A 26,569-nucleotide genomic window follows, 5' to 3' on the forward strand; every position below is an offset into this window, starting at 1 on the left:
CGAGGGGACGAGCCGCCGCTCAGGACAGCAGCGTCGACCCGTCGAAGGCCGTCCGGTCGTAGTCCAGATCGAGCAGGTCCATCAGCGTCGGCGCGATGTCCAGCAGGTCGGCGTCCTCGATGCGCGCGTCGGGGTCGTCGACGAACAGGCAGGCGTTGTCGAAGCTGTGCATCCCGTTACGCGGACCCTTCCCGAAGACGTCCTCGTCGCCCTTGAACCCGGACTTGAGGTCGAAGCCGTGGTTCGGGACGACGACCAGGTCGGGGGCGATGTCGGCGTGGTCGCCGCGGAAGGCGTCCTCCTTGGTCACGACGCGCTCGGCGACTTTGGTGCCGTCCGGTCCCTCTAGCGCTTCGAGTTCGGCCTGGAGTTCGTCGCGGACGGCCTCGTACTCGTCCTGGGGGACGCTGCCGCGGGGTTCGCGGTCCTCGAGGTTGATGTAGAAGCGGCCGGGGATCAGCGAGTAGGCCTTCGTCTCCTCGGCGATGTCGCCCAGTTCCTCGTGGTCGTCGTCCTCGTAGCTGAGCCAGCCGTTCCGGGCGAGCCACTCGTTGCAGTGGACCTCGTGGTGCAGCGTGGTGAACCCGTGGTCCGAGGCGACGACCATCGTCACGTCCTCGGGCAGCAGGTCGCGCATCTCGCCGAGGTAGCGGTCGACCTTCCGGTAGAACTCGAGGAACTCCTCCTTGTACTCGCCGTCGTGCTCGTAGTCCTCGAACAGGAAGTGGTTGACCCGGTCGGTCGTCATGTAGACGCCGAAGAACAGATCCCAGTCGTCTTCCTCGACGTAGTTCTTGAACGCCTCGTGGTTGCGGTCGATGGTCTCGTGGGCGTCCTCGATGAACTCCGACTTGTCCTCGTCGTGACCGAGTTTGGCGTTGACGTCGATCCGGTAATCGATCTCTTCGAGGTGGTCGCGGAGTTCGTCAGGGTAGGCCGCCTTGTCGATGCCGGGCGAGAGGAAGCCCGAGACCATCCGCTGGACGTCGCGCTGGGGCGGGAAGGTCACGGGGACGTTCATCACGGTCGCCTGCCGGTCGGCGTCGTGGACGCGGTCCCAGATGCGCGTCGCCTGGACGTCCCGACCCATCGGGACGTAGGTCTCGTAGGAGCCGACTTCTCGATCCTGGAAGCCATAGACGCCGGTCTCCCCGGGGTTGACGCCGGTCGTCAGCGAGGGCCAGCAGGCGCTGGACTCGGGCGGCACGATGCTGTCGATCGCCCCGGCGCTGCCCTCCTCGGCCAGCGCCGCGAGGTTCTCGAACTCGTCGAAATGCTCCGCGAGCATGCTGTACGGGACCCCGTCGATGCCGAAGAAGGCAACACGGGGACCGTCGTCGCCACGAAGCCGGTCGAACAGACCCATACCGCTCGTTACCGGGACCGGGCACAAGAAGCTTCTTTTCGCGGTGGAATACAGACCCCCGTCCGCGACACCGGCAAAACCTGTCCTTACTCGCGGGCCTCGTCGTCCGCTGGGGCGGGCTCGCCCGCAGAGTCGAAGTTCTCGGGGATCACCGTCACGTGGGAGAGGCCGACTGGCCGTTGTTCGGTCGCCATCACACCTAGAATGGGAGCCCCACGCCCTAATAATTACCCATAATCATAATACATGGCCGGTGGGGGCGGTGATAACCCTGGGGTATCGCCGGGGACGGCGATCGGTCGGGTGGCGCGGGCCGGGAACCGGCCTGCTGGATGCGGGTTGGTACGACACGGTCCCGGTTTCCCTTGCCGCGATCTCGGGTAGGTTGCTTCCCGCGTGCGGATACGCTGCGTGTTCGTCGGCGGTGCCCCGCACACCGCCGACCGCCAGCGCACGCCGGCGTTCGGGTCGCTGGTTCCTGTCAGGCGTAGAACGGTCGTAACGGGGTCGTGTCGGGCAGGCGAGCGAAGGGCGCCATCGTTGCACCGGACAACGAACGAATACTAATCCGGCCGTGCGTCCGCGAGTGGGTATGGCCACTGGCAGCGTGCTCGTGTTGACCACGCAGCAACAGAGCGGACTCTCCATCGTGCGGTCGCTGGGCCGACAGGGCGTCCGGGTCGTGGCGGGTGGCCCCGAGGCGCCGACGCTGGGGATGCTCTCGCGGCACAGCGACGGGCGGTACGTCTACCCCAGTCCGGCAGATGGGGCCCGGGAATTTCTCGATCACCTCCTCACGTACCTCGAGGACGCCGAGCACGAGTTCGTGTTCGGGCCGACCGACTGGATGACGTTCCTGCTCTCGAAACACGGCGAGGAGGTCGCGGCGACGGGAACCGTCCCGGCCGTCGAGGAGTGGGACACCTTCCGCACGGTCTTCGACAAGGCCAGTCTCTTCGAGCGCCTTCGCGGCGTCGACGTCCCGTGTCCGGAGACCCACGCCCCGTCCTCGATCGAGGAAGTCGAGGCGATCGCCGACGACCTGTCCTACCCGGTCGTAGTCAAACCCCGCAGCAAGACCTACTGGAACGACGAGGGAGAGTACTCGACCCACCTCGTCGGCGACAGCAACTACGCGGACTCCCCGGCCGAGTTGACGGCGACCTATCGCTCGCTGCTCGCGCAGGAACCGGAACTGCGCGACTGGCCGCCCATCGTCCAGGAGTACGTCCCCGGCGAGACGACGACGACGGTGGTCCTCGCCGACGAGGGCGACGTCCGCGCGCACTTCCAGGAGCGTCGGCTCCGCACCGTTCCTCCATCGGGCGGGAGTTCCGCGCTGCTCGGGGTCGTCGACGACCCCCAGATGCGACGCTACGCCGAGCGCGTGATCGGCGCGTTCGACTGGACTGGCCCCGCGCAGGTCGAGTTCATGCAGCGCCCCGACGGCGAGTACGTCCTCATCGAGGTCAACGGCCGCTACTGGGGGTCGCTCCCCTTCGCGATCAACTGCGGCGTCGACTTCCCCTGGCTCCACTACCGACAGCTGTGCGGCGAGTGGGTCTCTCACGACGGCGACTACCGGACCGACGTCGTCCAGCGGCGGACGACACAGGATGTCGAGTGGCTGGGCCACCAGCTCCGCGACCGGAACGTCCGCGCGCTCGCCCCGTTTCTCGCCGACGTAGTCCGGGCCGATCACACGTTCGTCTCGGCCTCGGACCCGGTTCCGACGGCCTGGCTGTTGAGTCAGCTCCCGAGAAAGCTCCTCGAGGGCGTCCGAGAGGTGATCCGATCGGGGAGCGACCGACTCGACGAGCAGGGCGACCGCTCATCGACGACCGAGGATCCCAAGAAAGCGGGGAAGCTGGGTTAGACTTCCGACTCGTAGAGGTCCATCGCGTGTTCGATGGCGTCCATCGCGGCCCCCTTGTCCTCCCAGCCCTGCGTCTCGACTTCCTTGCCTTCCTCGAGGTTCTTGTAGGTCGCGAAGAACTCGTCGATCTCGTCGAGGGTCTGCTGGGGGATATCGGAGAGGTTCTGGAGGTGGTCGAAGCGCGGGTCCTCGGTGGGGACGGCGATGACCTTGTCGTCCTGCTCGCCGTCGTCGTCCATCTTCATCAGGGCGATCGGCCGAGCCTCGATGACGCAGCCGGGGAACGTCTGGTCCTCGACGAGGACGAGCACGTCGAAGGGGTCCTCGTCGTCGTAGTACGACTGCGGGATGAAACCGTAGTCGGAGGGGTAATGGACGTTGCTGTGGAGCACCCGGTCCAGGACGACTCCCGGGACGTCCTTGTCGTACTCGTACTTGTTGCGTTCGCCTTTGAGACACTCGACGACCGCGTGGATCTCCTCGGGCGGATTCGGCCCGGTTTCGAGGTCTTCCCAGAGGTTCGTCATCACCTGCCCGTGCGACAGGCGGCCAAAAAGTACTTTCGTAATCCGTACCGAGTCGTAGGTATCGGTCACGACCGCTCCGGAAGCCCATCACTGGCTTGTACCGAATACTAATAACAAATCAGACAAGAGGGCGATGGAATCACACGACCGACGCACGGACCTGTTCATTCCGGGACGGAATAGTCCGGAGGAATCACAGGACGCTGGGGGCGAAACGCCGACAATTCGATCTGAGTTGACAAGCGTTAAATATCGTGGTGACATTTAGCTAAGCATGTCAGAGTCACAAACTGTAGACGCGGACCTGGAGGTCGCACGGGAACTCACGGCGTTTCAGCGAAACGTGCTGGTCATCCTGAGCGAGGAGCCCCGATACGGGCTGGCCATCAAGCGCGAACTCGAGTCCTACTACGACTCGGAGGTCAACCACGGGCGGCTCTACCCGAACCTCGACGACCTCGTCGAGATGGGCCTCGTCGAGAAGAGCGAACTCGACAAGCGGACCAACCAGTACGCCCTGACCGAGGAAGGTCACGACGTCCTGCTCGATCAGCTCTCGTGGGTGTTCGGTCGCTTCGTCACCGACGACGGCCGCGCCGACGAACTCGAAGCGCTCATCGATCAGGCCCGCTGAGGGAGTCAGCGGTCTCGCGCGCCAGTTCTACCGAGCGATCGACCAGGTCGCGTTGCTCGTCGCTCGGCCACGCGTTCCGCCGGAAGTAGTCGGTGACGAACTCCGCCAGTTCTTCTTCGGTCGCCGCGTCGATCGGTTTCGCGTAATGGTTGCTCATGAAGTCGGCCAGCGCCGCGGCGTTCTCGCCGTGGACCGTGCCGTGTGCCTCGGCGACCGCGGCGGCGATCTCGCGGTTGCGGTCGTCGATCGCCTCCCAGTCCTCGCCGTCACCCGGTCCGCCCAGCGGTCGTTCGATCCCGCGGTCGGTGTCCTCGATCGCTTCGAGGCGGGCGACGCCGTCCTCGAGCCACTCCTCGGGGTGGAGCACCAGCGTGTCGTGGGCGTCGTCCTCTCGCACCCGGGCCCGGTACTCGTACTCGTCGAGCAGCGACGCGCGTCGCTCCCGGTACGCCTCGGCCTCGGCGTCGTCCACTGCGTCGTCGGCGAGGCGGGTCAATCGCTCCACCTCGTCGACGATCTCGGGCGGGACGTCGGCCGCATCCCCGGCGTCGTCGGGGCCCTCTCCGGCGGTCGATTCCTCGACGTCCGTAGCGTCGTCGACGGCGACGTCGGTGACGTCGGACCGGTCCGGATCGCGGGTCTCGTCAGTCATCGTCGAGGGCCTCGTTCGCCAGGTCGTCGGCGCGGTCGTTTATCTCCCGCGGGACGTGCGACAGCGACCAGTCGTCGAAGCCGGCGAGCAGTTCCCGGACGGTCACCCGGTGCTCGCGCAGTTGCGGGTCGTTCGCGTCGTACTCCCCGCGGACCTGCTTGACGATGAGTTCCGAGTCGCCCCGTACTTCGACGGTGTCGAACCCGTGGTCGCGGGCGACTTCCAGGGCCGTGATGAGCGCCTGGTACTCGGCCTGGTTGTTCGTCGCGCGGCCGATCCGTTCGCCGCCCTCGGCGGCGATGCCGTCGCCGGTGACGATCACGTAGCCGACGGCGGCGGGCCCCGGATTCCCCCGGGCGGCCCCGTCGAAGTAGACGTGCGCGCGACCCCCGTCCTCGCGGAGCAGGCCCTGGATCACCGCGGGCGAGTCGCCCTGGATCACGACTTTGCCGTCGTAGGCGACGGCCGTCGCGCCCCCGTGGGACGCCCGCCAGCGTTCGTGCTCGGTGTTGCCCTCCTGGACGTCGACGCCGGCCTCGACCAGCCGTTCGCGGGCCGCGGCGACGTCGCACTCGATGACCGGCATTGGCGATGACTCGCCGGTGATCGGGTTTACCTGTTGTGGTCGGCGTCGGCCGCGTCCGACGCCAGTGGAAACCGCCCGTGACCCCAGATTCGGCGGGCAGCGGCCCGGAACGAGCGTCAGACGCACGCGGGACGAACCATAAAGTATTTGTCCAAGGATTTAAGCCGTCTCGTGGTACTACTATAAAAGTGCGATGACACGGTCCACCCGTCAGCGGGAGCGCGAGCGCGATGCCTCGGCCGAGACCGAATCCCGGGACCAGGAGGGGGTCCGCGCGTGTCCGGAGTGCGAGTCGGACGACCTGGTCAAGGACGCCGACCGCGGCGAGTTGATCTGTGACGACTGCGGCCTCGTGATCGAGGAAGAGAACATCGATCCGGGCCCGGAGTGGCGGGCGTTCAACCATCAGGAACGCCAGGAGAAATCGCGCGTCGGCGCCCCGACGACGAAGACGATGCACGACAAGGGGCTGACGACGACCATCGACTGGAAGGACAAGGACGCCTACGGGCGGTCGATCTCCTCGAAGAAGCGGAGCCAGATGCACCGGCTGCGAAAGTGGCAGGAGCGCATCCGGACCAAGGACGCCGGCGAACGCAACCTGCAGTTCGCCCTCTCCGAGATCGATCGGATGGCGTCGGCGCTCGGGGTCCCGCGGTCGGTCCGCGAGGTCGCGTCGGTGATCTATCGGCGGGCGCTGAGCGAGGACCTCATCCGCGGCCGCTCCATCGAGGGCGTCGCCACGAGCGCCCTCTACGCGGCCTGTCGGAAGGAGGGGATCCCACGCAGTCTGGAGGAGATCTCGGAGGTCTCCCGGGTCGAGCGCAAGGAGATCGGGCGGACCTACCGCTACATCTCCCAGGAACTGGGACTCGAGATGGAGCCGGTCGACCCCCAGAAGTACGTCCCCCGGTTCTGCTCGGAACTGAACCTCAGCGAAGAGGTCCAGTCGAAAGCCAACGAGATCATCGATACCACGGCCGAGAAGGGCCTGCTCTCGGGGAAATCCCCGACGGGCTACGCCGCCGCGGCCATCTACGCCGCCTCCCTGCTCTGTAACGAGAAGAAGACCCAGCGCGAGGTCGCAGACGTCGCCCAGGTCACCGAAGTCACCATCCGGAATCGCTACCAGGAACAGATCGAAGCCATGGGAATCCACAGCTAACGCCCACCCGCCGTTTTCGCCGGTCAGGTCCCGTCCGGATCGCCAGAGGTCGGGAGCCTGATCGCCACGGTCGTCCCGTCCCCGTCGACCTCGAACGAGACGTCGCCGCCCAGCAGCGTCACGCCCCAGTGGATGAGCCAGAGGCCGACGCCGCTCCCGTGGTCGAGCGCCGTCTCGCCGCCGTCCTCGATCACGCGGCGCTCGTGGGCGGGGATGCCGGGGCCGTCGTCGCTGATCCGGACCCGGAGCGAATCGGCGCCGTCGTCCGTGACCGTGATCGTGACGCTCGGGTCGCCGTCGTTGTGTTCGATGGCGTTCTCCAGCACGCTCGTGAACACGAGCGTCAGCACCTCGGGATCGGTGTGGAGCGTCGCGTCCGCCGGCACGTCGAGTTCGACGCTCGCGTCCGGGTACGTCTCGCCGACGTCGGCGACGACGTCCTCGAGGAGGTCCCGGATCGTGACGGGGTGGGAACTGACCGCTTCGAGGGCCTGGGCCGCCCAGCGGGCCTTCTCGCCCAGGGAGACGAGGTCGCTCGAGACGTCCTCGATGGCCGCGGCGTGGCGGCGCGACTCGGGGTCCGACAGCGACAGTTCCAGTTCCTGGGCGTGCAACTGGACGACGTTGAGGTCGTTCCGGAGGTTGTGCCGGAGGATGCGGTTCAGGACCTCGAGACGCTGTTTGCGCTGGATCTCGGCGGTCACGTCCTGGGCGATGACGGTGTAGCCGCCGTGGAGCCCGCTCCGCGTCTCGAACGGCGAGAAGACGAGCTTGAAGGTCTTGCGCTCGCCGTCGGCGCGCAGTTCGACCCGCTGTTCGCCCGCCGTCATCTCCACGTCCGGGCCCAGGAGGTCGCTCAGGGGTCGGGCCAGCGCGGCCGCCGTGTCGAGTCCGAACAGTCGCTCGACGGCGGAGTTCGTCTCGATGATCCGCCCGTCGGCCGCGACGATGAACACCGGGCTCCCGAGGTCGTCGAGCGCCGCGCGCTCGCCGGCCCGGCGCAACCCCGGCGGGAGGTCGAACATGTCCCGGCCGAAGAGGGCGTAGACGTCGAGCACGAGGTGGGGGAGAAAGGAGAGCGCGATGAGGTTCAGCTGGGGGTACGGCCCGATCTCGAGGAGCCAGACGAGGCTCGCGCCCACTGGAAAGAGCGGCGTCGTCGCGATGGCGATGGCCTGCCGACGGTAGGCGGGCCCGTAGCTGGCGACCGTCTCGACGAGCATGACGATGCCGATGCCGACGGTCAGGTAGGTGACGCCGGCGAGGACGTAGAGTCCGGGTTCGGCGGCGTACGCCACCGCCGCGGCGCCGAAGACGGGATCGAGTCGGAAGTCGGTCCACAGCAGGTGGTGACTCGGGTTCGAGAGCAAGAGTGCGGTCCCGAGGCCCTGGACGACGACGAGGCCGCGCAGCCACCAGCTCCGGAGCAGATGGGCCCGGCCCGTGTACGCCAGCGCGAAACAGAGGAAGAGCAGCGCCGTCCAGACCAGACCCGCGAGCGAGACGGCCTCCATCACGACCCGGAGCGCCGGATCGAACACCAGGAGCGCGGCCCCGAAGGCGAACGTCGTCGCCGCCATCAGCGCGACGACGCCGGCCCAGAGCTGGGCGCCCGGCCGCTCCCTGAACGTCCAGACCGGCGCGAAGAGCCCGAGGATGGCGAGCCCCGTCGCGGCGTGGGCGAGCACGAGCCACGAGACACCCAGCACCATGTCAGTGGATAGAGGGATGGCGGGTTCTTAGTTCTAGTCTCGGTTCGGGGCCCCCGAAACGGGACAGATTCATAGCCCGGAGCCCCCAAGCCCAACCAGATGCGCCTCGACGAGTTCATCGAGGACTTCCAGCGCGACGAGTCGGCCGACCTGCGGCGGCTGGCCGAGGAGAAGTCCTACGCCATCACGGAGTACCTGGACGACGTCGAGCGCCAGATAGACGAGACGGTGCAGGGGGACGCCCTCTTCGGGTCGACCGCGCCCGAGATCTTCGTCGGGCGCTCGAACTACCCCGACGTCTCGACCGGCCTGCTCTCCCCCGTCGCCGGCCCGGACACCGACCCGACCGACTACGTGACGAGCGGCGACTGGTACCAGCAGGGGTACGGCATCGACGAGGTGTTCCAGCGCCGGACCGGCCTGCTCAACTCCACCCGCTCATCGAACGTGAACGTCGAGGACGTCTGGGACGGCTTCGTCGGCGTCCAGCGCGAGGTGGCCATCGCCGACACGCCCGTCGACGTCGAGATCGGCCTCGACGGCCAGCCGGATCTGGACGTTGACCTCGACGACATCGGCGCACCCCGCGGCCCGCGGGCCCGCGCTCGCGACGCCGAACTCGCGGAGAACCCCTCCGTTCCCCTGGAGGTCGAGAAGACGCTCGAAGACGACGACTGGCGGGCCGACGGCGCGATGACCTACCTCTACCGCCGGGGGTTCGACGTCTACGAGATCAACACCATCCTCTCGGCCGGCGCGCTGGGCCAGGGCGCCAATCGCCGGCTGGTCCCCACCCGCTGGTCCATCACGGCCGTCGACGACACGGTGGGCCAGTACCTCCGGGGGACCGTCCGGAACAGCCCCTCCATCGACCAGACGGAGGTCCGGATCAACGAGTACATGGGCAACACCTACTGGGTGATCATGACCCCCGGAAACTGGGAATTCGAGCTCGTGGAGCTGAAAGCGCCGGGAAGCATCTGGAACCCCGACCCCGACGCCGGGATGTACATGGCCGCAGACAGCGAGGGCTACGAGGGCCGCACGTCCTACGTCGACGAGACCTCCGGTGCCTACTACGCCACCCGACTGGCGGTCCTCGAACACCTCAGCGACCGGGACCGCCAGGCGAAGGTGTTCGTCGTCCGCCACGCGACGCCCGAGTACTGGGCCCCCGTCGGCGTCTGGCAGATCCGGGAGGGCATCCGCCACGCCTTCGATCAGGAACTCGGCGTCGCCGAGAGCTTCCGCGACGCGCTCACCGAACTCGCGCCGCACTTCCCGGTGTCGCTGGCCCAGCTCCGCCGGAAGTCCGAGATGGTCTCGGGCCTGCAGGCACAGATCACGGACTTCTGACGGATCGGTGGCCGTAGCGTGGACGGCGCCGACCAAACCGCCCTCCCGTCGACAGAGTGAAACGCCCGCCGGGAGTACCGCCGCGTATGGTCCCGTCGTCGTTCGCCGCCCTGGTCTCGTCCCCGCTCGTCGTCCCCGGCGTGCCGGGCGCGCCGGAACTGCTGGTGATCTTGCTCGTCGGCATCGTCGTGTTCGGCCTGCCGCTGCTGATCGTCGCCGGCGCAGTAGTGTACTTCCGCCGCGACGAGACGATCGAAGAACTGGAAGAACGGATCGCGGATCTCGAGTCAGAACGGGCGGGCCGGGAGTCGGCCGAGACCGGCGACAGCGAGAATTCCTAGAGGTTCTCGAAGGCTTCGTCGACGAATTCGCCCGTCGTCGCGACGATGTCGGCCCATGCTTCGTCGTCGTCGGCCAGTCCGATCAGGCAAGCGACGCGCATGATCGAGAGGTGGTAGACCTCCTGTGTCCCGGGTTCGACCTCGCGCACGATCACGTTACAGGGCATCAGCCCACCGAGTTCGATACACTCGTCGAGCGCGCGGTCGGCGACCTCCGGGTTGCAGGCCCCCAGCACGTAGTAGGGGTCGCGGTCGGCACCGATCTTCTCGGCCAGCATGTCCGAGACGGAGAACTCGACGGCGACGCCGAACCCGGCGTCGGCGAACGTCTCGCGCGTGTGTTCGATCGCCGCCTCGTGGTCCATCTCCAGGGTCGCGCGTTTCTCGCCGATGTCACCGGACGCGATCAGACTGGGGTCTATCGGAAGCGTCATCGTAGATAATCAGTTGGCGGCGGGGAAAAAGGTGACTCGACCTGCGAACAGGGCGTCACTCCGCGGTCGGGACCGGCCCGGTGCCGATCACGTCGCGGACCGCGTCCTCGAACTCCTGGCGCTTCTCGAAGTAGGCGAGGTCGACCTCGTCGAGCACGTCGCCGAGGTCCCGGGGCCCGTCGGGCGTCCGGATGGTCGTGTCGCCCTCGCGCTTTCGGACGTAGCTCTTCTCGATACCCCACATGAGCCGCGCGGAGACCTGCGCGAGGGGGACGCCCTCGACGGACTCGCCGTCACCGAGTTCGACGGCGGGCGCCTCGTCCTCGTCGGATTCCTCGTCCTCAGCCATGCGTGGGGGTTCTCGGGGCCGCTGATTATGCTTTTCGATGCCGCGCGCCGGCGGGCCCATAAGCGACCCCATTGCAGAGGGACAACGAATCTGTTACTCGCCGGTGTCAACGGTGCATGGAGTACGCAGTCGTCGACACCGAGGAGATACCGAAAGTGGACCTGGACGAGGCGCTGAACGGCATGTTCGACCCCGACGTGCGCCGCGTGCAGGCCGAACTCGGGACCGAGAACCTCGTCGCCAGCCTCTGGTACTTCGAGGAGGGCGAGGAGATGGTCCACCACGAACACGAGGACCAGGAGGAACTGTACTACGTCCTCGACGGCGAGTTCGAGGTGAAACTCGGCGACGCCGGGGAGACCGAGACGGTCGTCGCCGAGGAGGGGACCTTCTTCGCGGCCGGGCCGGGGGTCGGTCACGGGCACGTCTGCACCAGCGCGGACGGCGGGGTCGTCCTCGCCGTGGGCTCGCCGAACGTGACCGACATCAACCCGGAGACGTACACGCCCGTCGACGAGGCCTGACTACATCAGGTCGTCGAGCTGGTCGTTCTGGAAGGCGTCCTTCGCTGTGCCCGCCGATTCCTCTTGCCGCTTGCTGGCCTCGCGAGCGCGGTCCATGAACTCCTGGACGCGCTGGGAGCGCTCGACCCCGCCGAGGAGGACGAGGGCGGCGATGCGGTCGCTCGAAAGGGGGAAGTCGCCGCCCCGGACTTCCAGGCTGCCGGTCTCCTCTTCGAGCCACTTGCGCGCGCGTTCGACGCCCTTCCGGGCGATGCGGTCGGGGTGGCCCGCGATGACGAGGAGGGCCTTGTCGGCTTTGACCGCCTGCGGGAGGCTGGTCCCGGTGAGGAGGGCTTTCCGCGCGGTGGAGGTGATGGCGTTGATGTTCTCGCCGGCGTCCTCGTCGGCCTTCGCGGAGGCGTAGCCCAGCGACGCGATGCCGCCGTTTTTGAGCGTGTTGATGATCTCCGAGGAGTCGACGACGGACTCGCCGACGCCCTCGACGACCTCGCCGGCGGCGAGCAGGAGGCCGACGCGCTCGGCGATGCGGTCGTTGATGGCCGAGAATCCCTCCTCGACGCTCTCGCCGGAGGACTTCCAGGCGTCGTTGTCGATGACGAGCACCGAGTCGGCCTCGCGGGTGAAGGTCTTGAGCGAGCGGCCGGCGTTGGCCTGGTAGATGGCCCCCTCGTCCCGTCCGGGGAGGACGCCGATGCCGTAGATCGGCATGGTGTAGACGCGGCTGAGTTCGCGCGTGAGCATCGGCGCGCCGCCGCTCCCGGTGCCGCCGCCGAGCCCCGCGACGACGAAGACGGCGTCGGCCTCGCTGGTGACCCGGCCGTCGAGTTCGTCCATGACCTCGGTGGCTTCGGCCTGCATGATCTCGGCGCCGAGTTCGTTGTCGCCGCCGACGCCGTGGCCTTTCACCCGGTCCTGGCCGACCAGCATCGTATCTATCTCGAGGTTCTGGAGATCCGCGCGGGCCGTATTGACGGCGAAGGCCCCCTGTACCGCCCCAAACCCGCGGTCGTAGTCGAACTCGGCGAGGGCCTGGGCGATCTTGCCCCCCGCCTGTCCGACACCAATCAGGACGACTTTCATATCGCCACAGACGTGTGGGCGACTAATCAAAGGTTGGGTGAAAAAAGCGTCCACGGGTCGCACCTGACCGGCCCCAGATCGGAGCCCCTGGGGGACCCGAGCCTTCAAATACCGGGACGGGAGCAGCCGCACACATGGTCGATGAGGACATCGAGGCGCGGCTCGAAGCGGTCGAACGGGCGCTGGCCGACGGGGAGGCCGACCTCTCTGGGGTCGCGGGGGCGGCCGACCACGGCCGGGAACTGGATTCCCTGACGGACCGGGTCGAAGAACTCGAATCCCGGCTGGACGACCTGGCGGCGAGCGTCCAGGCGGTCCGCGGATACGTCGGGAACGTGCGCACCGTCAACCGGGACGTCGAACGGCGAGCCGACGCGGCGCTCGCGAAGGCCGAGGCCCTCGAAGAACGGGTCGACGGATCCGGCGACCGCCGACCGGACGGCAGCGCGGACCCGGCCAGAAATTCGACTCCCGGGCCCAGCGGACGGGAGACACCCCCGCGCGAGGAACACACGGTGGACGAGCGAACCGACGAGGGTCGTCGCGAGGAGACGCCCGGCGAGGTGGCACGACGGATCACCGAAACCAGCGACCAGCGGGGCCGAGATGCTGCGCGCGGGCGACCCGGACCTGACCCAGCCCGAGAGCGACACCGCTCCGCACGCGGACGGCCGCGGGACTCACACGCCACCCCGTCCGAAACGGACGGCGACGACGGCGACGGGTTGCTCGCGGGACTGCGCGACGCGCTGTGATGCTCCGGCCCGTCCTGGCGGTGCTCCTCGCGACGGCGCTCCTGGCGGCCAGCGCACCCGGGGTCCAGAGCGCGGCCCGAGAGCGCACGGGGGGACAGCTCGCCGCCGAGGCCGACCGACTCGAGACGGCGGTCGCGGACCTGCGCGAGCGCGAGAGCGCCACGACCGGGTCGCCGGGTGCTCGACGGATCGTCACCGTCGACCTCCCCGCGAGGTCCCGGACGGCAGCCGGCGTCGACGTCCTCGCCATCGGGGGAATCCCTGACGGCTCGGCGTCGTCGAATCGGACCGGCGTGGACCTCGCGTGGCGAGTCGCAGAGGGAGCGACGGCGACCAGGCGTCTCCCCGAAATCCGGATCGCCTGGCTCCGGGACGGCGACCTCGTCGCGGAGCCGCTGGTACTCGAATCGCCGGGCGAGCACCGGCTGGCGCTGACGCTCCTCGAGCGCGACGACCGACCGGTCGTCGGTGTCCGCCGGCTCCCGGAGGTTTAAGTCCGGGAACGGGACGAGCGACGGCCATGGGAGTGCTCAGTCGCGTTCGCGGCACCGACGAGAACGACGCCTGTCGCTGTGACGCGTCGTTCGACGGCGACCGGCTCGCGGTGGACGCCGACGACTGTCCGGGTGAGGGCCGACTCGGAACCGAACCGGCCTGTCGGGCAGCGGTCGTGGCAGCGCTCCGGGACCGAGACGCCGAGACGGTGCTGACGCGCGCCGCGGGCCTCGAACGGGCCTACGAGGACGACGCGGCGGCCGCACTGGTCGCCGCGGGACGCTTCGCGGACGCCGCCGCGTTCCACGACGAGTCGCTGGCCGATCGGGCGCTCCGTGACCCGCTTGAAGCGGCCCGGGCCGCAACCGGGCGAGCGGGGCCGGTCGCGACACTCGCGGCCGAGACCGGACTGTCGGAACTGGCCGCCCGGGCCGAGGGCTACGAGGACTTGCTCGCCCCCGCAGTGGGGCCGACGATCGGCCGGTCGCGGGTGCGACTCCAGCCGCCGCCGACGGCGCAGTTCGTCTCCCGACGAGAACTCGACACCGGCGCGGTCGTCCGGATCTACGAGGAGCCGTCGAGCGAGCGGCGAACCTACCACCTGGAACCGCTCGAACACGGGTTCGACGCAGCGTCGACCGAGCGATTGGCGGCGGCCTACGACCGGCTGGCCAGCGGCGCGGTGTCAGGCGGGGAGCGGGCACCGGGTCGGGCCGTGAGACGCGTCGTGGGCCGGGACGCGACCGGACCCGAGACCGGTGCGACGGTTCGGCAGCTGGGAGCCGTCCTCGAGAAACACACCCGGGGGTACGGCGTCCTGGCGGACTTCTTCGCCGACGAGCGCGTCTCCGACGTGTTCGTGACCGCACCCGCGACGCACAACCGGATCCGCGCCCACGTCGACGGCGAGACGCTGACGACGAACGTCCGGCTCACCGACGCCGGCGTCGAGGCGCTGGCCTCGCGCTTCCGCCGGGAGAGCGGGCGGGCGTTCTCCCGGGCGACCCCGTCGCTGGACGCGACGGCGACGGTCGGGGACCGACGGGTCCGGGTCGCGGGCGTCACCGAACCGGTCAGTGAGGGCGTGGCTTTCGCCTTCCGCGCCCACGAGCGCGAGGCGTGGACGCTGCCGGCGCTGGTGGCGAACGAGACCCTCTCGGCCGAGGCGGCCGCGCTCCTCTCGCTGGCCGTCGAGCGCGACGCCGCGACGCTGCTGGCCGGCACCCGCGGTGCGGGCAAGACCACCCTGCTTGGCGCCCTGCTGTGGGAACTGCCGGCCGAAACCCGGACGGTCGTCATCGAGGACACGCCGGAGTTACCCGTCGAGCAGTTGCAGGAGACGGGCCGGGACGTGCAGCCCCTCCGCGTCGGGGACGGCGACGGGGCGGCGTTCACCCCGGCTGCCGCCCTGAGGACGGCCCTCCGGCTCGGGGAGGGGGCGCTGGTGCTCGGCGAAGTCCGCGGCGAGGAGGCCGGCGTCCTCTACGAAGCGATGCGAGTCGGCGCGAGCGGCAGCGCGGTACTCGGAACCATCCACGGCGACGGCGGCCGGGCCGTCCGGGAGCGAGTCGTGACCGACCTCGGCGTCCCCGAGTCATCCTTCGGCGCGACCGACCTGCTCGTGACGCTCGAACCCTACGAATCTCCAGCCGGCCGCGCCCGCCGAGTCAAACGGATCGAAGAGGTCGTGACCCGGGAGGGTGACGGCGTCGTCTTCGAGCCCCTCTTCGAACTCGCCGACGGTGAGCTGGTCCCGACCGGTCGGATCGACCGCGGAAACAGTCGCCTGCTCGAGGGCCTGGCCCGCTCGACGGAGCGCTACGCGGCCGTCCGGGATCGAATGGACGACCGGGCGCGCTGGCTGTCCGAGCTCGCGGACAGCGGCCGAACCGAGCCCGGAACGGTCTGTGCGGCCCACGCACGGCGGCGAGAGTGATGACGGGCGATCTCGAACGAGCCGTCCGACTGATCGCACGGCTCTACCCCTGGGACGCCGAAGGGAGCGCCAACCTCGACCGGGCGCTGGGATTCGTCGGGTCCGACCTGTCCCCCGAGACGGTGGTCAGGGCCGGGTACGGGGCGGCGCTGCTGTGCGTGCCACTCGTCGTCCTCGCCACCGTTCTCGCGCCGGCGGGAACGACGCCGCTGGTCCTGGCTGGCGGTGGGGCCCTCGCTCTCGGGGTCGTCCACGCCGTCCACGCCGGCCCGCAGGTGCTCGCGACGGCCCGGCGGACACGCGCGCTCGGGGAAGCGCCGGCGCTCGTGAGCCGCGCGGTCCTCCGGATGCGGATCTCGCCCGCGACGGAGACAGCGGCGGCCTTCGCGGCCGAGACCGGTCAGGGACCGCTGGCGGACAGCCTGGGCGAACACGTCCGCCGCGCCGCCGGCCGCGCGGGGTCCGGGTTCCCCGCGTTCACCGCGGAGTGGGACGAGTGGTTCCCTGCGCTGCGGCGGAGCCTCCTGCTCGTCGAATCGGCGGGCACTGCCCCCGAGGGGGAGCGCGGCCGGGCACTCGACCGCGGGATGGCGGCGGTGCTCGACGGGACCCGCGACCGGATGGCCGAGTTCGCCGCCGGGCTACAGGGCCCCACCACGGGACTCTACGCATTCGGCGTCCTGCTCCCGCTCGCGCTGGTGGCGATGCTCCCGGCGGTCGGGATGACCGGTGGATCCGTCCCACTGGCCGCGATCGTCGCCCTCTACGACCTACTCCTGCCCGCCGTGCTCGTGGCCGCGAGCGGCTGGATACTGATCCGGCGACCGGTCACGTTTCCGCCCCCTGCGGTCGGTCGAGAGCACCCCGACGTGCCGAGTCGTCGCTGGCCCGCGCCAGCTACGGGAATCGTTGCCGGGGCCGGTGCGTGGGTCCTGGCACGCAGCCTCGTCGCCCCGTGGACGGGGCCGCTGGCAGCGGTCGGCTGCGGCTGTGGGGCCGCGCTCGTGATATACTACCGCCCAATCACGGCCGTTCGCGAGCGCGTCCGGGCGGTCGAGGACGGACTGGCCGACGCGCTCTACCAGATCGGGCGCCGGGTCGAGGAGGGCGAGGCCGTCGAGCGCGCGGTCGCGACCGCGGCCGAGGAGGTCGGCGGTGCCACGGGAACGGTGCTAACCGACGCTGCCAGGCGACAGCGCCGGCTCAAGATCGGGGTCCGCGAGGCCTTCCTCGGCGAACGCGGGGCGCTCGCGACCGTCCCCAGCACGCGGGCCCGGAGCACGGCCACGCTGCTCGCGCTGGCGGCGAGCGAGGGGCGACCGGCAGGTGGGGCCATCGTCGCCATGGCGGACAACGTCGAGGAACTGGCCGCGGTCGAACGAGAGGCGCGCCGCGAGATCGGGTCCGTGACCGGGACGCTGGCCAACACGGCCGCCTTCTTCGGGCCGCTCGTGGCCGGTGCGACCGTCGCGCTGGCTTCCGGGATGGACGCTGGCGCGGCGTTCGGCACCGCGCCGGGGTACGGAACGGCCGGCCTCGGCCTCGCCGTGGGCGCGTACGCCCTCGTCCTGGCGGCGATCCTGACGACGCTCTCGACCGGGCTGGCCCACGGCCTCGACCGCTCGCTGGTCGGCTACCGCGTCGGCTGGGCGCTGCTGGTCGCCACTGGCACCTATCTCGCCGCGATCCACGCGGTCGGCCTCTTCGTCTGAATGCTTAAGTACCGGAACGGGACCAGGCCCGTCCATGTTCGACGCACCGGTCGACACCTGGTATCTCTGGCTCGGGGTCGCGACCGCCAGCGCAGTCGCGTTCGGTGTCGCGATCTCGCTGCCGTCGACGGTCCCGCCGGACGCCGAACGCGCGGCGGCGACGGTCGACGCCGTGGCCACCAGTCCGCACAACGCGACAGGCGAGCACGCGCTCGATGCGACGGCCGTCAAACTCGGCAGTCGGCGGCTGGCGTTCCGGAACGAGGGCGGAACCACGCACGCGTCGGTCGCCTACGGCCCCGTCACGCCGGTCCGGACCGGAACCGACCTGGCAGCCGTCCTCCGTGGCACACCGCCGGCGGTGGTCTTCGAGAACGCCTCGGCGCTGGCGACGGCCGCCGAATCAGCACGGAATCGAACGCGTACGTGGCGCGAGACGGACGGGCGGCTCGTCGTCCGTCGGCTCTCCTGGGAGGGGATCGATGTCACGCTCGTCGGCGTGTAGGGGACAGGTGGAGCCGATCGCCGCCATCGTGGCCGTCTTCGCGGTCGGCGTGGGACTGACGATCTACACCGGCGCAGTCCAGGACGCGCTCCCGGGCACCCAGCCGCGGAACGTCGCCCAGCCCACGCTGTCGGCCGTCGAGGACCATATCTCCGAAGCCGGCGTGATCGATCCAGAACGGCTGCGGGAGTCGACGGAGCACGCACCGGACGGCCGAACCCTGAACGCGACGCTGCGGGTCGGAGACCGACGCTGGGCAATCGGCCCGCGACCGCCAGAGTCGGCCAGACAGGCGAGCACGCGAGCGAGCGTCAGGCTCCGCCCCGGGACGATCCGGCCCGGCAGGCTCACGGTGAGGGTCTGGTGATGCGCGCGACCAGCACCGTGCTCGACGCCGCGCTCTTCCTGCTTCTCGTCGGGGCCGCCGTCGGCACGCTCACGCTGGGGACGAGTCCGCCACCGACGGCGGCCGACGACGCGGCCGACGGCGTCGCCGACGCGCTCACCACGAGCACTGCGTCGGTCGAATACACGCTCGCGCCGGGTGCGCGACGGGCGTCCTCTCGCGTCGTCGACTTCCCGGTGACCGAGGGCGCGACGTTCCGCCGGACGTCTCACGGCACGCTCGCGAGCCACCTGGCCACCGCGACGCTGGGGAATCTCAGCGTTCGGGGGCAGCGCGTCGCGCACACGCGAGCGGATTACCAGCGGGTCGTCACGAACGCGACGCGGAACCTGACTCGCGAGCGCGACTACCTCGCACGGATCCGTGCTCGCTGGGAACCGTATCCGGACGCACCCGTTCGAGGTGTCTTCGCCGTCGGTCCCACGCCCCCGCCGGACACCGAGGTCCACGCCGAGACCGTGACGGTCGCGAGCGGGTTCCCGTCCGCGCGGGAAGACGCCCGCCGACTGGCGGAAACCGACTCGAACACCACCTTCGAGCGCCTCGGATCGATCGTCGCCGAGCGGGTCGTCCGCGGACTCTTCCCGCCGGATCGGACCCGTAGCGCCCTGCTCGCGGACTACCCGGTCGAGGAACTCGTCACCTACCGGTACGAACGGCTGGGGCGGTTACTCGGGACGAACGCGACAGGGCGGGCGCTCGCGGACGACGCGACGGGCGCCAATGCCGAACTGGAGCGAGCGCTCGGCGAGACGCTGGCCGCGGACCTGCGAACGCGCTACCGGTCGCCCGACGCCGCCGCGGAGGCGGTGTCGGTGGGACGCGTCAGGATCACCGTCAGGACGTGGTCGCCATGAGTCCCGACCGATCGTTCGCCGACGACGACCGGGGATGGCTCCCGTTCGCGCTCGTCGGCGTGGTCGTCCTGGTGGGGAGCGTCGGCCTGTTCGTCGGACTCCAGCCGGACAGACCGGCCGCCGAACCCGCGACCGACGTCGCCGTCGAACGGGTCGTCGGCGAGACACAGACCGAGCTCCGGGCGGCGGTCGTGGACGCCAGCGACGACGCCGCGCGGGACCCCGTGCTCGCCCCCGCGAACACGTCCGCCGGGCGGGTCCTCGACGCCGACTCGTCGTTCCGCGATGCCCTGCGGCTCCGGATCTATCTGCGGGCGAGGGAGCGCCTCGACGAGGTGACCGCCAGCCGCGAGGACGTGACAGCGACCGCGTCGCTCCCGGCGACGCCGAACGCGAGCGACCTCCGTGGCGCGATCGAGCGCGTCCGCGTCGAGTCGGTGACCGAGAATCGAACGAAGCTGCGCGTTCGCGTCGAGAACGTCACGGTGACCGCCAGCCGCGGGAACGAGACCGTCGTGCGGCAGCGGATGAGCCCGACCGTCGTCGTCCGGACGCCAGTCCTGGCCGTCCACGAGCGCGTGGGTCGATTCGAGGAGCGTCTCGACGCCGGGCTGGCCCGGCCGGGGCTCACGCGACGGCTGACCGGCCGGCTCTACGGGGTCGTCTGGGCGCGCGGCTACGCCCAGTACGGGACGGGCGGAGCGGTCGTCGAGAACGTGCTCGCCAACCGCCACGTCGAGCTGATGACCAACGGAGCGATTCTCCGGGAACAGCGTCACCTGTTCGGACGGAGCGACGCGTCCGGTCGGCGTGCGATGCGCCGGGCGCTCCTCGGCGTCGGAACGACCGACCTCCTCCGCGGCGCCGGCGCCTCCGGGGCCGACGTGGACGCCATCTTCGGGGACGAGCGATCGGGCCCGAACGTCCCGGTCGAGATCCCGAGCCTCGATACCGCGACGGGCGGGCCGCGAGCTAGCGACGAGATGACTGTCGGCGTCGACGGCACAGCCGACCGGGCGCTGGCTCACGCCACGTCTCGGGAGCGCCTTTCGGATGTGCTGGAGTCGGTGTACAGCGCCGAGGTCGAGACGATCCGGGACGTCGACAGAACCGGCGGCTCGCTCCCGCCCTGTTACAGCATCGCGCCGGAGGGGTTCTGGCGGCTCGATTCGGAAGGGGTCGCGGGGGACGACCCCGAGGTCAGGGGGAACCGGAGCGCGGCGCTGTCGGCGCCCGTCGGCTGGCACGCGTTCGCCTCGTTCGGGCGGCGGGTGACCCAGGAACGGACGAAGATCTGTCGCTGGGTCCACGGCAACGAGACGACGGTCACGCGGGCCAGCGATACCTTCCGCTTCGACGTCGAGGTGGCGCTGGTGGGTCGCCACGCGCGGAGCGACTACGCACCCGACCGAGAGATCGAGACCGTCCACGAGTCCGGGAAAGGCCCCTTCGACGGGCCGAATCTGGCGAGCATCGAGGACCGGGCGCGCGCCCGACTGATCGACCGGCGCGGCGGCCGGGACCGACTCGCGGCGCTCGCCGTCCGAGAGGACCGGAACATCACGGGGAAACGAACGCTTCGGGGGCCGGTACCGGCGGGAATCCGCCAGAGGCTCCGCGCGGACCTCGTCCGCTTCAGCGACCGCGTCGCGAACGTCTCCGCGTCCGTCCGGCGCGGTCGCGTGGGCACCTTCGAGGCCAACCCCGCAGGTGAGCTGCACCGGACGCTCGGAGGACTGGTCGACCCGCCCGCGACGTACGACAGCGTCGCCGAGAAAGCCCGATTCGCCGCCCGCGGGATGTACATCGAACGGACGCGAGCGCGGCTCGCGGCGCGGGAACGACGCCAGGAACGGCGGGGCCGGAATCTGGACGATGCGTTCGACGCTGTCGGCGTCGGCTCGACCGACCTCCTGCGGGACGCGCTGGGGAACCGTAGCGGCGTCGAAAGAGAAAGGGACGAGACGCGTGTCGACGGCCTCGAAATCAGATCCGTCGAGGGCGCGCCGCCGTATCTGACGGTCGCCGAGGTCGGTCCCGAGGACGTCGACTCGCTCCCGAACGGGACCCGGATCAGGCCGCTGGGGGCACGGAACGTCAACCTGTTCGCGTCACCCCACGGGCACGTCGCGGACGCGGTGATCGGTGCCGGCGGTCCGAACGAGACGGTCGGTCTCCGAACCGCCGCGCGAACCCTCTGGGCAGCGCGCGCCGCCCGGGAGGTACCGACGGATAACGGCACCCTCGAAGCGGTCCTCCAGCGCGAGTCCGAGACTCTCGAAACGGAAGTCGAGGGGGAGCTCGAATCGGCTCGCGAGCGGCTCAGGCGTTCACTCGCGAGCATGGGGGTCGGGGAGACGGCGTCCGACCGGCGACGGATCGTAGCCGACGCCCTCCAGCGGTGGGACGGGCCCGGGGCGACGGCGCTCGCGGTGACGAACGGCTCCGCGGCCGAGGCCGTGGCCGAGCGGGCAGTGGTCGACGACGAGACGAATCGCACGCTGGTCCGGGCGCACCTCCGATCGCTCTTGCACCGCCGGGCGACCGACGGGAGCACGGAGATCGCCAGGCAGAAAGTCAACGACACGTCGGAACTGGTCCGCCGGAAGGTCAGTGACCGAGTATCCGACGCCGGTGAGAAGGGGACACGGAAGGCGGGAGAGCGGATCGCTGACAGGCTCGACGACCGACTGACGCGGTCCGTGAACCGGGTCCCGGCGGGACTGCCGCTCGTCCCTGCTGGCCCGGCCTGGTGGACGACGACGAACGTCTGGATCGTCCAGGTCCGGGGTGGCTACGACCGCTTCGCGGTTCGAGCCGGAACCGGCGCCGCGGGGAGCCCAGGCGGGGCGCTCACGTACGTCAGGGACGGCGGCGCGGCCACCGTGGACTACGACGGCGACGGCGCGGCAGAGGTACTGGGACGCGCACCGCGGATCTCGTTCGAATCTCGGACGGCGGTCGCGATCGCGGTGCCACAGGGTCCACAGGGCGTCGGCGACAAGGACGGGACTCCGGACGAGCGGTCGGAAAGCTGGTCGGACTGGGAGGCCGCCGGAGCGGACGGGGAGGGCGAGCCGTCGGTTCCGGAGTCCTGGCCAGACCGGCGGGCGGACGAACCGACCTCGTCTCCGTGAGCGAACCCTCGCGGGACGGACTGACAGCCATTTGTGTTGGGACGTCCTATCCGTCGGCATGCTCAGAGACGCGTTCGAGAATCCCGGGGAGCGCGACCCCGAGGAGTTGCTGGCGGCCTACGAGTCGGTACTGGCCGAGACCATCGAGGAGCAGGGCGTCGGGACCGTCGCCGAGGAGACCGGTGTCGACGAGGGGACGCTGCAGGCGCTGGTCGACGGCGACTCCCCCGAGGTGACCCTCGAGGAGGCGGCGGCGATCCTCGCTACCGACCCGGACCGGCCCGACGCCGACTTCCTGGAGGCGGACGCCCGCGACGTGCTCCTGATGGGGATGAGCAGCGCGGTCCTCGACGTGGAGGCGATCCAGTCGGGGATCGACAGCCGGCTCGAAGCCAAGGAGATCCAGCAGAAAGTCGAGGGCCGCCACCCGATGACCATCGACGAGTACGCACTACTGCACGGCTTCATCGAGAGCCGGAAGTGACAATGCGGGTGGCGATCCTGGGCTGTGGCTACGTCGGCCTCGAACTGGGCCGGCAGCTCGCAGCCGACCACGACGTGATCGGGGTCCGCCGCTCCGACGCGGGAATCGAGGCGATCGAGGCCGCGGGCTTCGAGAGCGTGCGAGCGGACGTGACCGACCCCGACGAACTGACGCGAGTTCCGGATGCCGACGCCGTCGTGTTCGCGGCGAGTTCGGGCGGACGCGGGGCCGACGCGGCACGTGAGATCTACGTCGACGGGCTGCGAACGGCGATCGACGCCTTCGGGACCCGCGACCAGGCACCGGATCGACTGATCTACACCTCGAGCACGGGGGTCTACGGCGATCACGACGGCGACTGGGTGGACGAGGAGACACCGCTGGACCCGACGACGCCGAAGACCGAGGTGCTCGTCGAGGCGGAACGGATCGCGATCGACGTGGCGGCAGAGTACGGCATCGACGGGACCGTCGCACGGTTCGCTGGCCTCTACGGGCCCGACCGCTATCGGCTGGGACGGTACGTCGATGGACCGGTGACGGAGGGGTACCTGAACATGGTCCACCGCGACGACGCGGCGGGGGTGGTGCGCTACCTGCTCGAGCGCGACGCCGCGCGCGGTGAGCCGGTGCTCGTGGTCGACGACGAGCCCGTCTCGAAGTGGGAGTTCGCCGACTGGCTCGCGGCGGAGTGCGGCGTACCGGACCCGCCGAAGCGGACGAAAGCCGAACGGCTGGCCGACGACTCGCTATCCGACGCAGCGCGACGCCGGATCGAGACGAGCAAGCGGTGTTCGAACGACAGGCTCCGGGAACTCGGATACGAGTTCGCGTACCCGACCTACCGGGAGGGATACCGGGCCGCGGTCGACGCGTATCGGCGCGGGGGGTCGGCGTAGAACGCGGGGGAGGGACACGCACACGGCACCGTAGTGGCGTATTCCGTGCCGTGTGCTGATGGGGAACATTCTTGGTAGTCGGGCGTGACACAACGCGAGTATGCCGCTTGCAGCCGCGGGTGGCGTCGGGGTCCCCGAGGTCGTCGACTCCACCGCGGCGGTCGCCCTCGAAGATCCGCCGCTCGTCGTCCTCGCAGTCGCGGCGCTGGTCGTACTCGGCGTCGCCGGCTGGATCGTCGCCCGCCTCCGACGACCGAAGGGCGCGACGTTCAAACAGTTGCTGGCCGATCGCGACGAGATATCCGTGCTGATGCACCCGAATCCGGATCCCGACGCGATGGCCTGCGCGATGGCCGTCCGGACACTGGCCGAATCCGTCGACACCCAGGCGACGATGCAGTACTCCGGGCAGATCCGCCACCAGGAGAACCGCGCCTTCGAGACCGTCCTCGATCTGGACTTCGAGCGGGTCGACGACGCTAGCGAACTGACGAGCAAGAACGTCGTCCTCGTCGACCACAACGCGGCCCGCGGGTTCTCCGGCGCCGACGGCGTCTCGCCCTTCGCGGTGATCGACCACCACCCCGGCGACGGCACCGGAACCGACTTCACCGACGTCCGCACCGACAACGGCGCCTGCGCGTCGATCCTCGCCGAGTACTTCGAGGACCTGAACTGGGAGCCGAGCGACCCCGACGACGAAGCCGGCACGATGCAGCTTCCGACCGACCTCGCGACCGGCCTCGTCTACGGTATCCAGGCCGACACAAAGAGCCTCACCAAGGGCTGTTCGGCCGCCGAGTTCGAGGCCGCGTCATACCTCTTCGAGGGCGTCGACGAGGACGTCCTCGACCGCATCGCCAACCCCGAGGTCGACGCCGAGGTGCTGGAGGTCAAGGCCCGCGCCATCACCAACCGCGAGGTGCGCAACGCCTTCGCCTTCGCAAACGTCGGCTCGGTGGACAACGCCGACGCCATCCCGCAGGCCGCGGACGAACTCCTCAGGCTGGAAGGGGTCACCGCCGTCGTCGTGGCGGGGGAGAAAGAGGGGACCGTCCACCTCTCCGGCCGCTCCCGGGACGACCGCGTCCACATGGGCAAGACCCTCCGATCGGCCGTCGAGGACATCCCCATGGCGGAGGCCGGCGGCCACGCCCGGATGGGCGGCGGACAGATCTCGCTCGATCACATGGAGGGGCTGGGCCCATCCTCCGGCCTGACGATGCCGGAACTGACCGATCGCCTGTTCGACGCGATGTCAGGCGATATTTAACACACCCACTTTTTACTTCGTCGGGTCGCGCTACGCGCGACCACTCCTCGCAAAAACTTGGGGAAAAACTGCTCGGCGCTCGTTTCTCTCGCGCCGAGTGAACCGGCACGCTCCGCGTGCCGGATGCCGATGGCGACCGCACAGTACCGCCTCGACTTTACCGCCGGCTACCCAATCGGAGCACATGGCTACCCGCGAGGCAACCTGGGACTATCGCGACCGCCATCACGAGCGGTTCGCCCGCACCTACTTCCGCGCGTTCGGCGACTGCGTCGTCTCGTCGATCGGCGTCGGCACCTACCTCGGCGATCCGACCGACGCGGCCGACGAGAACTACGAGGCGGCGCTCGTCGACGCCCTCGAATCGGGGATCAACGTCGTCGACACGGCGATCAACTACCGCTGCCAGCGCTCAGAACGGGTCGTCGGCGCGGCCATCGACGCGGCCGACGTCGATCGCGAGGCGGTACTGATCGCGACCAAGGGCGGGTTCGTCCCCTTCGACGGCGAGCGCCCCGACGACCCCGGACGGTTCATCCGCGAGGAGTACGTCGAGCCGGGGCTCGTCGACCGCGAGGACCTGGCGATGGGACAGCACTGCATCGCACCCGACTACCTCGACGATCAACTGGATCGGTCGCTCGAGAATCTGGGAGTAGAGACGATCGATTGCTACTACGTCCACAACCCGGAGACGCAACTCGAGGTCCGGTCGCGCGAGGCGGTCTACGACCAGCTCGAGGCGGCGTTCGTCCGACTGGAGGAGCGGGCGGCGGCGGGCGACCTCAGACACTACGGCGTGGCGTCATGGGAGTCGTTCCGGGTCGGGCCGGACCACGACAGCTACCTCTCGCTGCCGGAAGTCGTCTCGCGGGCGCGGAGGGCCTCGGATCGGGCGGGGACGGAGGCGACCCACCTCCGGGCGATCCAGTTGCCGTTCAACGTCTTCATGGCCGACGCGTTCACCGTGGAATCACACGAGGGCGCGGCGGGGCCACAGAGCGCGCTCTGGTTCGCGAACGACGCGGGACTGGACGTGTTCACGAGCGCGTCCATCATGCAGGGCCGGCTGGCATCGGAGATGCCGGAACAGGTGGAAGCGAAACTCGACGGGGAGACGCGGGCGCAGCGGGCGATCAACTTCGCGCGGAGCGCGCCGGGCGTGACGAGCGCGCTGGTCGGGACGGGGTCGCCGGAGCACGTCGCGGAGAACGTCGCGGCGGGGACCCACGAACCGCTCGGTGCCGACGCCTTCGACGACGTCTTCGAGTGATCACCCGACTTTCTTCCACTCACGGTCACAGCTCGGACAGAACCTGACGGTGTTGAGTTCGTCGGGATCGTTCTTGGTCCCGAGTTGCTCCCCACACTCCGCACAGGTTAGTCGCTCGTAGGTGTCTTTCTCGATGTCGCCCGAGCGTAGCCCCTTGCGGACGGATTCCATAACCGGACCTTCTTGCGGCCCCACCAAAAACCCCGTGCCGACGTGTCAGACGCGCGTGTGACGA

Annotated in this window: 27 protein-coding genes; 18 read left to right on the plus strand and 9 right to left on the minus strand. The window is 69.6% G+C overall.

The window, feature by feature from the left end; all coding sequences use genetic code 11:
- Positions 1-19: 19 nt before the first annotated feature.
- Positions 20-1,366, minus strand: a complete 1,347-nt coding sequence (locus tag U5918_RS04690) for an alkaline phosphatase family protein (RefSeq protein ID WP_335999855.1) — start codon at positions 1,364-1,366, stop codon at positions 20-22.
- 592 nt (positions 1,367-1,958) lie between these two features.
- Between U5918_RS04690 and U5918_RS04695 the strand changes: the two genes are divergently transcribed.
- Positions 1,959-3,242 carry a carboxylate--amine ligase gene (locus U5918_RS04695; protein WP_335999857.1) on the plus strand — a complete coding sequence of 428 codons (1,284 nt, stop codon included), beginning with the start codon at positions 1,959-1,961 and terminating at the stop codon, positions 3,240-3,242.
- On the opposite strand, the gene U5918_RS04700 is transcribed toward U5918_RS04695, so the two are convergent.
- Entirely contained in the window at positions 3,239-3,769 is a 531-nt protein-coding gene (locus U5918_RS04700) for an inorganic diphosphatase (RefSeq protein ID WP_335999858.1), read from the minus strand. The genes U5918_RS04695 and U5918_RS04700 overlap by 4 nt on opposite strands.
- A 274-nt stretch (positions 3,770-4,043) precedes the next feature.
- Here U5918_RS04700 and U5918_RS04705 point away from each other — a divergent pair, with 274 nt between their 5' ends.
- Positions 4,044-4,403, plus strand: a complete 360-nt coding sequence (locus tag U5918_RS04705; protein WP_335999859.1) for a PadR family transcriptional regulator — start codon at positions 4,044-4,046, stop codon at positions 4,401-4,403.
- Here U5918_RS04705 and U5918_RS04710 read toward each other — a convergent pair.
- Complete coding sequence (locus tag U5918_RS04710; RefSeq protein ID WP_335999861.1) at positions 4,384-5,055, minus strand: DUF7108 family protein; 672 nt, start codon at positions 5,053-5,055, stop codon at positions 4,384-4,386. The two genes, U5918_RS04705 and U5918_RS04710, sit on opposite strands and share 20 nt — an antisense overlap.
- Entirely contained in the window at positions 5,048-5,641 is a 594-nt protein-coding gene (rnhA, locus tag U5918_RS04715) for a ribonuclease HI (protein WP_335999862.1), read from the minus strand. The genes U5918_RS04710 and rnhA overlap by 8 nt, the downstream gene beginning before the upstream one ends.
- Before the next feature lie 193 nt (positions 5,642-5,834).
- Between rnhA and U5918_RS04720 the strand changes: the two genes are divergently transcribed.
- Positions 5,835-6,806, plus strand: coding sequence for a transcription initiation factor IIB (locus U5918_RS04720; protein WP_335999863.1), 972 nt, complete (start codon positions 5,835-5,837; stop codon positions 6,804-6,806).
- Positions 6,807-6,829: 23 nt separating this feature from the next.
- Here the strand turns inward: U5918_RS04720 and U5918_RS04725 are convergent, their stop codons facing one another.
- Positions 6,830-8,518 carry a histidine kinase N-terminal 7TM domain-containing protein gene (locus U5918_RS04725; protein ID WP_335999864.1) on the minus strand — a complete coding sequence of 563 codons (1,689 nt, stop codon included), beginning with the start codon at positions 8,516-8,518 and terminating at the stop codon, positions 6,830-6,832.
- A gap of 99 nt (positions 8,519-8,617) precedes the next feature.
- Between U5918_RS04725 and nreA the strand changes: the two genes are divergently transcribed.
- A complete protein-coding gene (nreA, locus tag U5918_RS04730) occupies positions 8,618-9,874 on the plus strand; it encodes a DNA repair protein NreA (protein ID WP_335999865.1) in 1,257 nt (418 codons plus the stop codon).
- A gap of 86 nt (positions 9,875-9,960) precedes the next feature.
- The gene (locus tag U5918_RS04735) at positions 9,961-10,215 is read left to right on the plus strand and encodes a Sec-independent protein translocase subunit TatA/TatB (protein ID WP_335999866.1); all 255 of its coding nucleotides are present in this window, start codon (positions 9,961-9,963) and stop codon (positions 10,213-10,215) included.
- Here the strand turns inward: U5918_RS04735 and U5918_RS04740 are convergent.
- Both U5918_RS04740 and U5918_RS04745 read right to left on the minus strand, forming a co-directional pair.
- Positions 10,212-10,649, minus strand: coding sequence for a DUF302 domain-containing protein (locus U5918_RS04740; protein ID WP_335999867.1), 438 nt, complete (start codon positions 10,647-10,649; stop codon positions 10,212-10,214). The two genes, U5918_RS04735 and U5918_RS04740, sit on opposite strands and share 4 nt — an antisense overlap.
- A gap of 55 nt (positions 10,650-10,704) precedes the next feature.
- Positions 10,705-10,998: a DUF5789 family protein gene (locus U5918_RS04745; RefSeq protein WP_335999868.1), complete on the minus strand. Its 294-nt coding sequence runs from the start codon at positions 10,996-10,998 to the stop codon at positions 10,705-10,707.
- Positions 10,999-11,114: 116 nt separating this feature from the next.
- On the opposite strand from U5918_RS04745, the gene U5918_RS04750 reads away from it, so the two are divergent.
- Positions 11,115-11,522, plus strand: coding sequence for a cupin domain-containing protein (locus U5918_RS04750; protein ID WP_335999869.1), 408 nt, complete (start codon positions 11,115-11,117; stop codon positions 11,520-11,522).
- On the opposite strand, the gene U5918_RS04755 is transcribed toward U5918_RS04750, so the two are convergent.
- On the minus strand, positions 11,523-12,602 hold the full coding sequence (locus U5918_RS04755; RefSeq protein WP_335999870.1) for a tubulin/FtsZ family protein: 1,080 nt from the start codon (positions 12,600-12,602) through the stop codon (positions 11,523-11,525).
- A gap of 134 nt (positions 12,603-12,736) precedes the next feature.
- Here U5918_RS04755 and U5918_RS04760 point away from each other — a divergent pair, with 134 nt between their 5' ends.
- The 12 genes from U5918_RS04760 to U5918_RS04815 all read left to right on the plus strand — a co-directional run bounded on the left by U5918_RS04760 (position 12,737) and on the right by U5918_RS04815 (position 26,334).
- A complete protein-coding gene (locus U5918_RS04760; RefSeq protein WP_335999871.1) occupies positions 12,737-13,357 on the plus strand; it encodes a DUF7310 family coiled-coil domain-containing protein in 621 nt (206 codons plus the stop codon).
- A complete protein-coding gene (locus U5918_RS04765) occupies positions 13,357-13,851 on the plus strand; it encodes a DUF7311 family protein (RefSeq protein ID WP_335999872.1) in 495 nt (164 codons plus the stop codon). Before U5918_RS04760 ends, U5918_RS04765 begins: the two co-directional genes overlap by 1 nt.
- 26 nt (positions 13,852-13,877) lie before the next feature.
- Entirely contained in the window at positions 13,878-15,788 is a 1,911-nt protein-coding gene (locus U5918_RS04770; protein WP_335999873.1) for an ATPase, T2SS/T4P/T4SS family, read from the plus strand.
- Positions 15,788-17,500, plus strand: a complete 1,713-nt coding sequence (locus U5918_RS04775) for a type II secretion system protein (protein ID WP_335999874.1) — start codon at positions 15,788-15,790, stop codon at positions 17,498-17,500. Before U5918_RS04770 ends, U5918_RS04775 begins: the two co-directional genes overlap by 1 nt.
- 34 nt (positions 17,501-17,534) lie before the next feature.
- The gene (locus U5918_RS04780) at positions 17,535-18,005 is read left to right on the plus strand and encodes a DUF7283 family protein (protein WP_335999875.1); all 471 of its coding nucleotides are present in this window, start codon (positions 17,535-17,537) and stop codon (positions 18,003-18,005) included.
- Complete coding sequence (locus U5918_RS04785; RefSeq protein ID WP_335999877.1) at positions 17,983-18,372, plus strand: DUF7285 family protein; 390 nt, start codon at positions 17,983-17,985, stop codon at positions 18,370-18,372. The genes U5918_RS04780 and U5918_RS04785 overlap by 23 nt, the downstream gene beginning before the upstream one ends.
- Entirely contained in the window at positions 18,372-19,268 is an 897-nt protein-coding gene (locus U5918_RS04790; RefSeq protein WP_335999879.1) for a DUF7284 family protein, read from the plus strand. Before U5918_RS04785 ends, U5918_RS04790 begins: the two co-directional genes overlap by 1 nt.
- Positions 19,265-22,405 carry a DUF7286 family protein gene (locus U5918_RS04795; RefSeq protein ID WP_335999881.1) on the plus strand — a complete coding sequence of 1,047 codons (3,141 nt, stop codon included), beginning with the start codon at positions 19,265-19,267 and terminating at the stop codon, positions 22,403-22,405. The genes U5918_RS04790 and U5918_RS04795 overlap by 4 nt, the downstream gene beginning before the upstream one ends.
- Positions 22,406-22,463: 58 nt before the next feature.
- Positions 22,464-22,889 carry a DUF5791 family protein gene (locus tag U5918_RS04800; protein ID WP_335999882.1) on the plus strand — a complete coding sequence of 142 codons (426 nt, stop codon included), beginning with the start codon at positions 22,464-22,466 and terminating at the stop codon, positions 22,887-22,889.
- 2 nt (positions 22,890-22,891) lie between these two features.
- Positions 22,892-23,788 (plus strand): SDR family oxidoreductase, encoded by an 897-nt coding sequence (locus U5918_RS04805; protein WP_335999883.1) that lies wholly within the window; start codon positions 22,892-22,894, stop codon positions 23,786-23,788.
- Between the two features lie 100 nt (positions 23,789-23,888).
- The gene (locus tag U5918_RS04810; RefSeq protein WP_335999885.1) at positions 23,889-25,061 is read left to right on the plus strand and encodes a DHH family phosphoesterase; all 1,173 of its coding nucleotides are present in this window, start codon (positions 23,889-23,891) and stop codon (positions 25,059-25,061) included.
- Between the two features lie 184 nt (positions 25,062-25,245).
- On the plus strand, positions 25,246-26,334 hold the full coding sequence (locus U5918_RS04815) for an aldo/keto reductase (protein WP_335999887.1): 1,089 nt from the start codon (positions 25,246-25,248) through the stop codon (positions 26,332-26,334).
- Here U5918_RS04815 and U5918_RS04820 read toward each other — a convergent pair whose 3' ends face one another.
- Complete coding sequence (locus U5918_RS04820; protein WP_335999889.1) at positions 26,335-26,505, minus strand: HVO_0758 family zinc finger protein; 171 nt, start codon at positions 26,503-26,505, stop codon at positions 26,335-26,337. It lies immediately after the preceding gene.
- Between the last annotated feature and the right edge of the window lie 64 nt (positions 26,506-26,569).

Origin of the sequence: Halorientalis sp. LT38 (assembly GCF_037031225.1) — an archaeon.
GTDB lineage: Archaea > Halobacteriota > Halobacteria > Halobacteriales > Haloarculaceae > Halorientalis > Halorientalis halophila.

What these genes read in the sequence shown, in the direction of transcription:
- U5918_RS04780 (WP_335999875.1), top strand. Translation starts at nt 17,535, where the DNA reads ATGTTCGACGCACCGGTCGACACCTGGTATCTCTGGCTCGGGGTCGCG.
- U5918_RS04695 (WP_335999857.1), top strand. Translation starts at nt 1,959, where the DNA reads ATGGCCACTGGCAGCGTGCTCGTGTTGACCACGCAGCAACAGAGCGGA.
- U5918_RS04735 (WP_335999866.1), top strand. Translation starts at nt 9,961, where the DNA reads ATGGTCCCGTCGTCGTTCGCCGCCCTGGTCTCGTCCCCGCTCGTCGTC.
- U5918_RS04705 (WP_335999859.1), top strand. Translation starts at nt 4,044, where the DNA reads ATGTCAGAGTCACAAACTGTAGACGCGGACCTGGAGGTCGCACGGGAA.
- U5918_RS04720 (WP_335999863.1), top strand. Translation starts at nt 5,835, where the DNA reads ATGACACGGTCCACCCGTCAGCGGGAGCGCGAGCGCGATGCCTCGGCC.
- U5918_RS04775 (WP_335999874.1), top strand. Translation starts at nt 15,788, where the DNA reads ATGACGGGCGATCTCGAACGAGCCGTCCGACTGATCGCACGGCTCTAC.
- U5918_RS04725 (WP_335999864.1), bottom strand. Translation starts at nt 8,518, where the DNA reads ATGGTGCTGGGTGTCTCGTGGCTCGTGCTCGCCCACGCCGCGACGGGG.
- U5918_RS04820 (WP_335999889.1), bottom strand. Translation starts at nt 26,505, where the DNA reads ATGGAATCCGTCCGCAAGGGGCTACGCTCGGGCGACATCGAGAAAGAC.
- U5918_RS04795 (WP_335999881.1), top strand. Translation starts at nt 19,265, where the DNA reads ATGAGTCCCGACCGATCGTTCGCCGACGACGACCGGGGATGGCTCCCG.
- U5918_RS04810 (WP_335999885.1), top strand. Translation starts at nt 23,889, where the DNA reads ATGCCGCTTGCAGCCGCGGGTGGCGTCGGGGTCCCCGAGGTCGTCGAC.
- U5918_RS04755 (WP_335999870.1), bottom strand. Translation starts at nt 12,602, where the DNA reads ATGAAAGTCGTCCTGATTGGTGTCGGACAGGCGGGGGGCAAGATCGCC.
- U5918_RS04765 (WP_335999872.1), top strand. Translation starts at nt 13,357, where the DNA reads ATGCTCCGGCCCGTCCTGGCGGTGCTCCTCGCGACGGCGCTCCTGGCG.
- U5918_RS04750 (WP_335999869.1), top strand. Translation starts at nt 11,115, where the DNA reads ATGGAGTACGCAGTCGTCGACACCGAGGAGATACCGAAAGTGGACCTG.
- U5918_RS04745 (WP_335999868.1), bottom strand. Translation starts at nt 10,998, where the DNA reads ATGGCTGAGGACGAGGAATCCGACGAGGACGAGGCGCCCGCCGTCGAA.
- rnhA (WP_335999862.1), bottom strand. Translation starts at nt 5,641, where the DNA reads ATGCCGGTCATCGAGTGCGACGTCGCCGCGGCCCGCGAACGGCTGGTC.
- U5918_RS04815 (WP_335999887.1), top strand. Translation starts at nt 25,246, where the DNA reads ATGGCTACCCGCGAGGCAACCTGGGACTATCGCGACCGCCATCACGAG.
- U5918_RS04700 (WP_335999858.1), bottom strand. Translation starts at nt 3,769, where the DNA reads ATGACGAACCTCTGGGAAGACCTCGAAACCGGGCCGAATCCGCCCGAG.
- U5918_RS04740 (WP_335999867.1), bottom strand. Translation starts at nt 10,649, where the DNA reads ATGACGCTTCCGATAGACCCCAGTCTGATCGCGTCCGGTGACATCGGC.
- U5918_RS04690 (WP_335999855.1), bottom strand. Translation starts at nt 1,366, where the DNA reads ATGGGTCTGTTCGACCGGCTTCGTGGCGACGACGGTCCCCGTGTTGCC.
- U5918_RS04710 (WP_335999861.1), bottom strand. Translation starts at nt 5,055, where the DNA reads ATGACTGACGAGACCCGCGATCCGGACCGGTCCGACGTCACCGACGTC.
- nreA (WP_335999865.1), top strand. Translation starts at nt 8,618, where the DNA reads ATGCGCCTCGACGAGTTCATCGAGGACTTCCAGCGCGACGAGTCGGCC.
- U5918_RS04770 (WP_335999873.1), top strand. Translation starts at nt 13,878, where the DNA reads ATGGGAGTGCTCAGTCGCGTTCGCGGCACCGACGAGAACGACGCCTGT.
- U5918_RS04800 (WP_335999882.1), top strand. Translation starts at nt 22,464, where the DNA reads ATGCTCAGAGACGCGTTCGAGAATCCCGGGGAGCGCGACCCCGAGGAG.
- U5918_RS04760 (WP_335999871.1), top strand. Translation starts at nt 12,737, where the DNA reads ATGGTCGATGAGGACATCGAGGCGCGGCTCGAAGCGGTCGAACGGGCG.
- U5918_RS04790 (WP_335999879.1), top strand. Translation starts at nt 18,372, where the DNA reads ATGCGCGCGACCAGCACCGTGCTCGACGCCGCGCTCTTCCTGCTTCTC.
- U5918_RS04805 (WP_335999883.1), top strand. Translation starts at nt 22,892, where the DNA reads ATGCGGGTGGCGATCCTGGGCTGTGGCTACGTCGGCCTCGAACTGGGC.
- U5918_RS04785 (WP_335999877.1), top strand. Translation starts at nt 17,983, where the DNA reads ATGTCACGCTCGTCGGCGTGTAGGGGACAGGTGGAGCCGATCGCCGCC.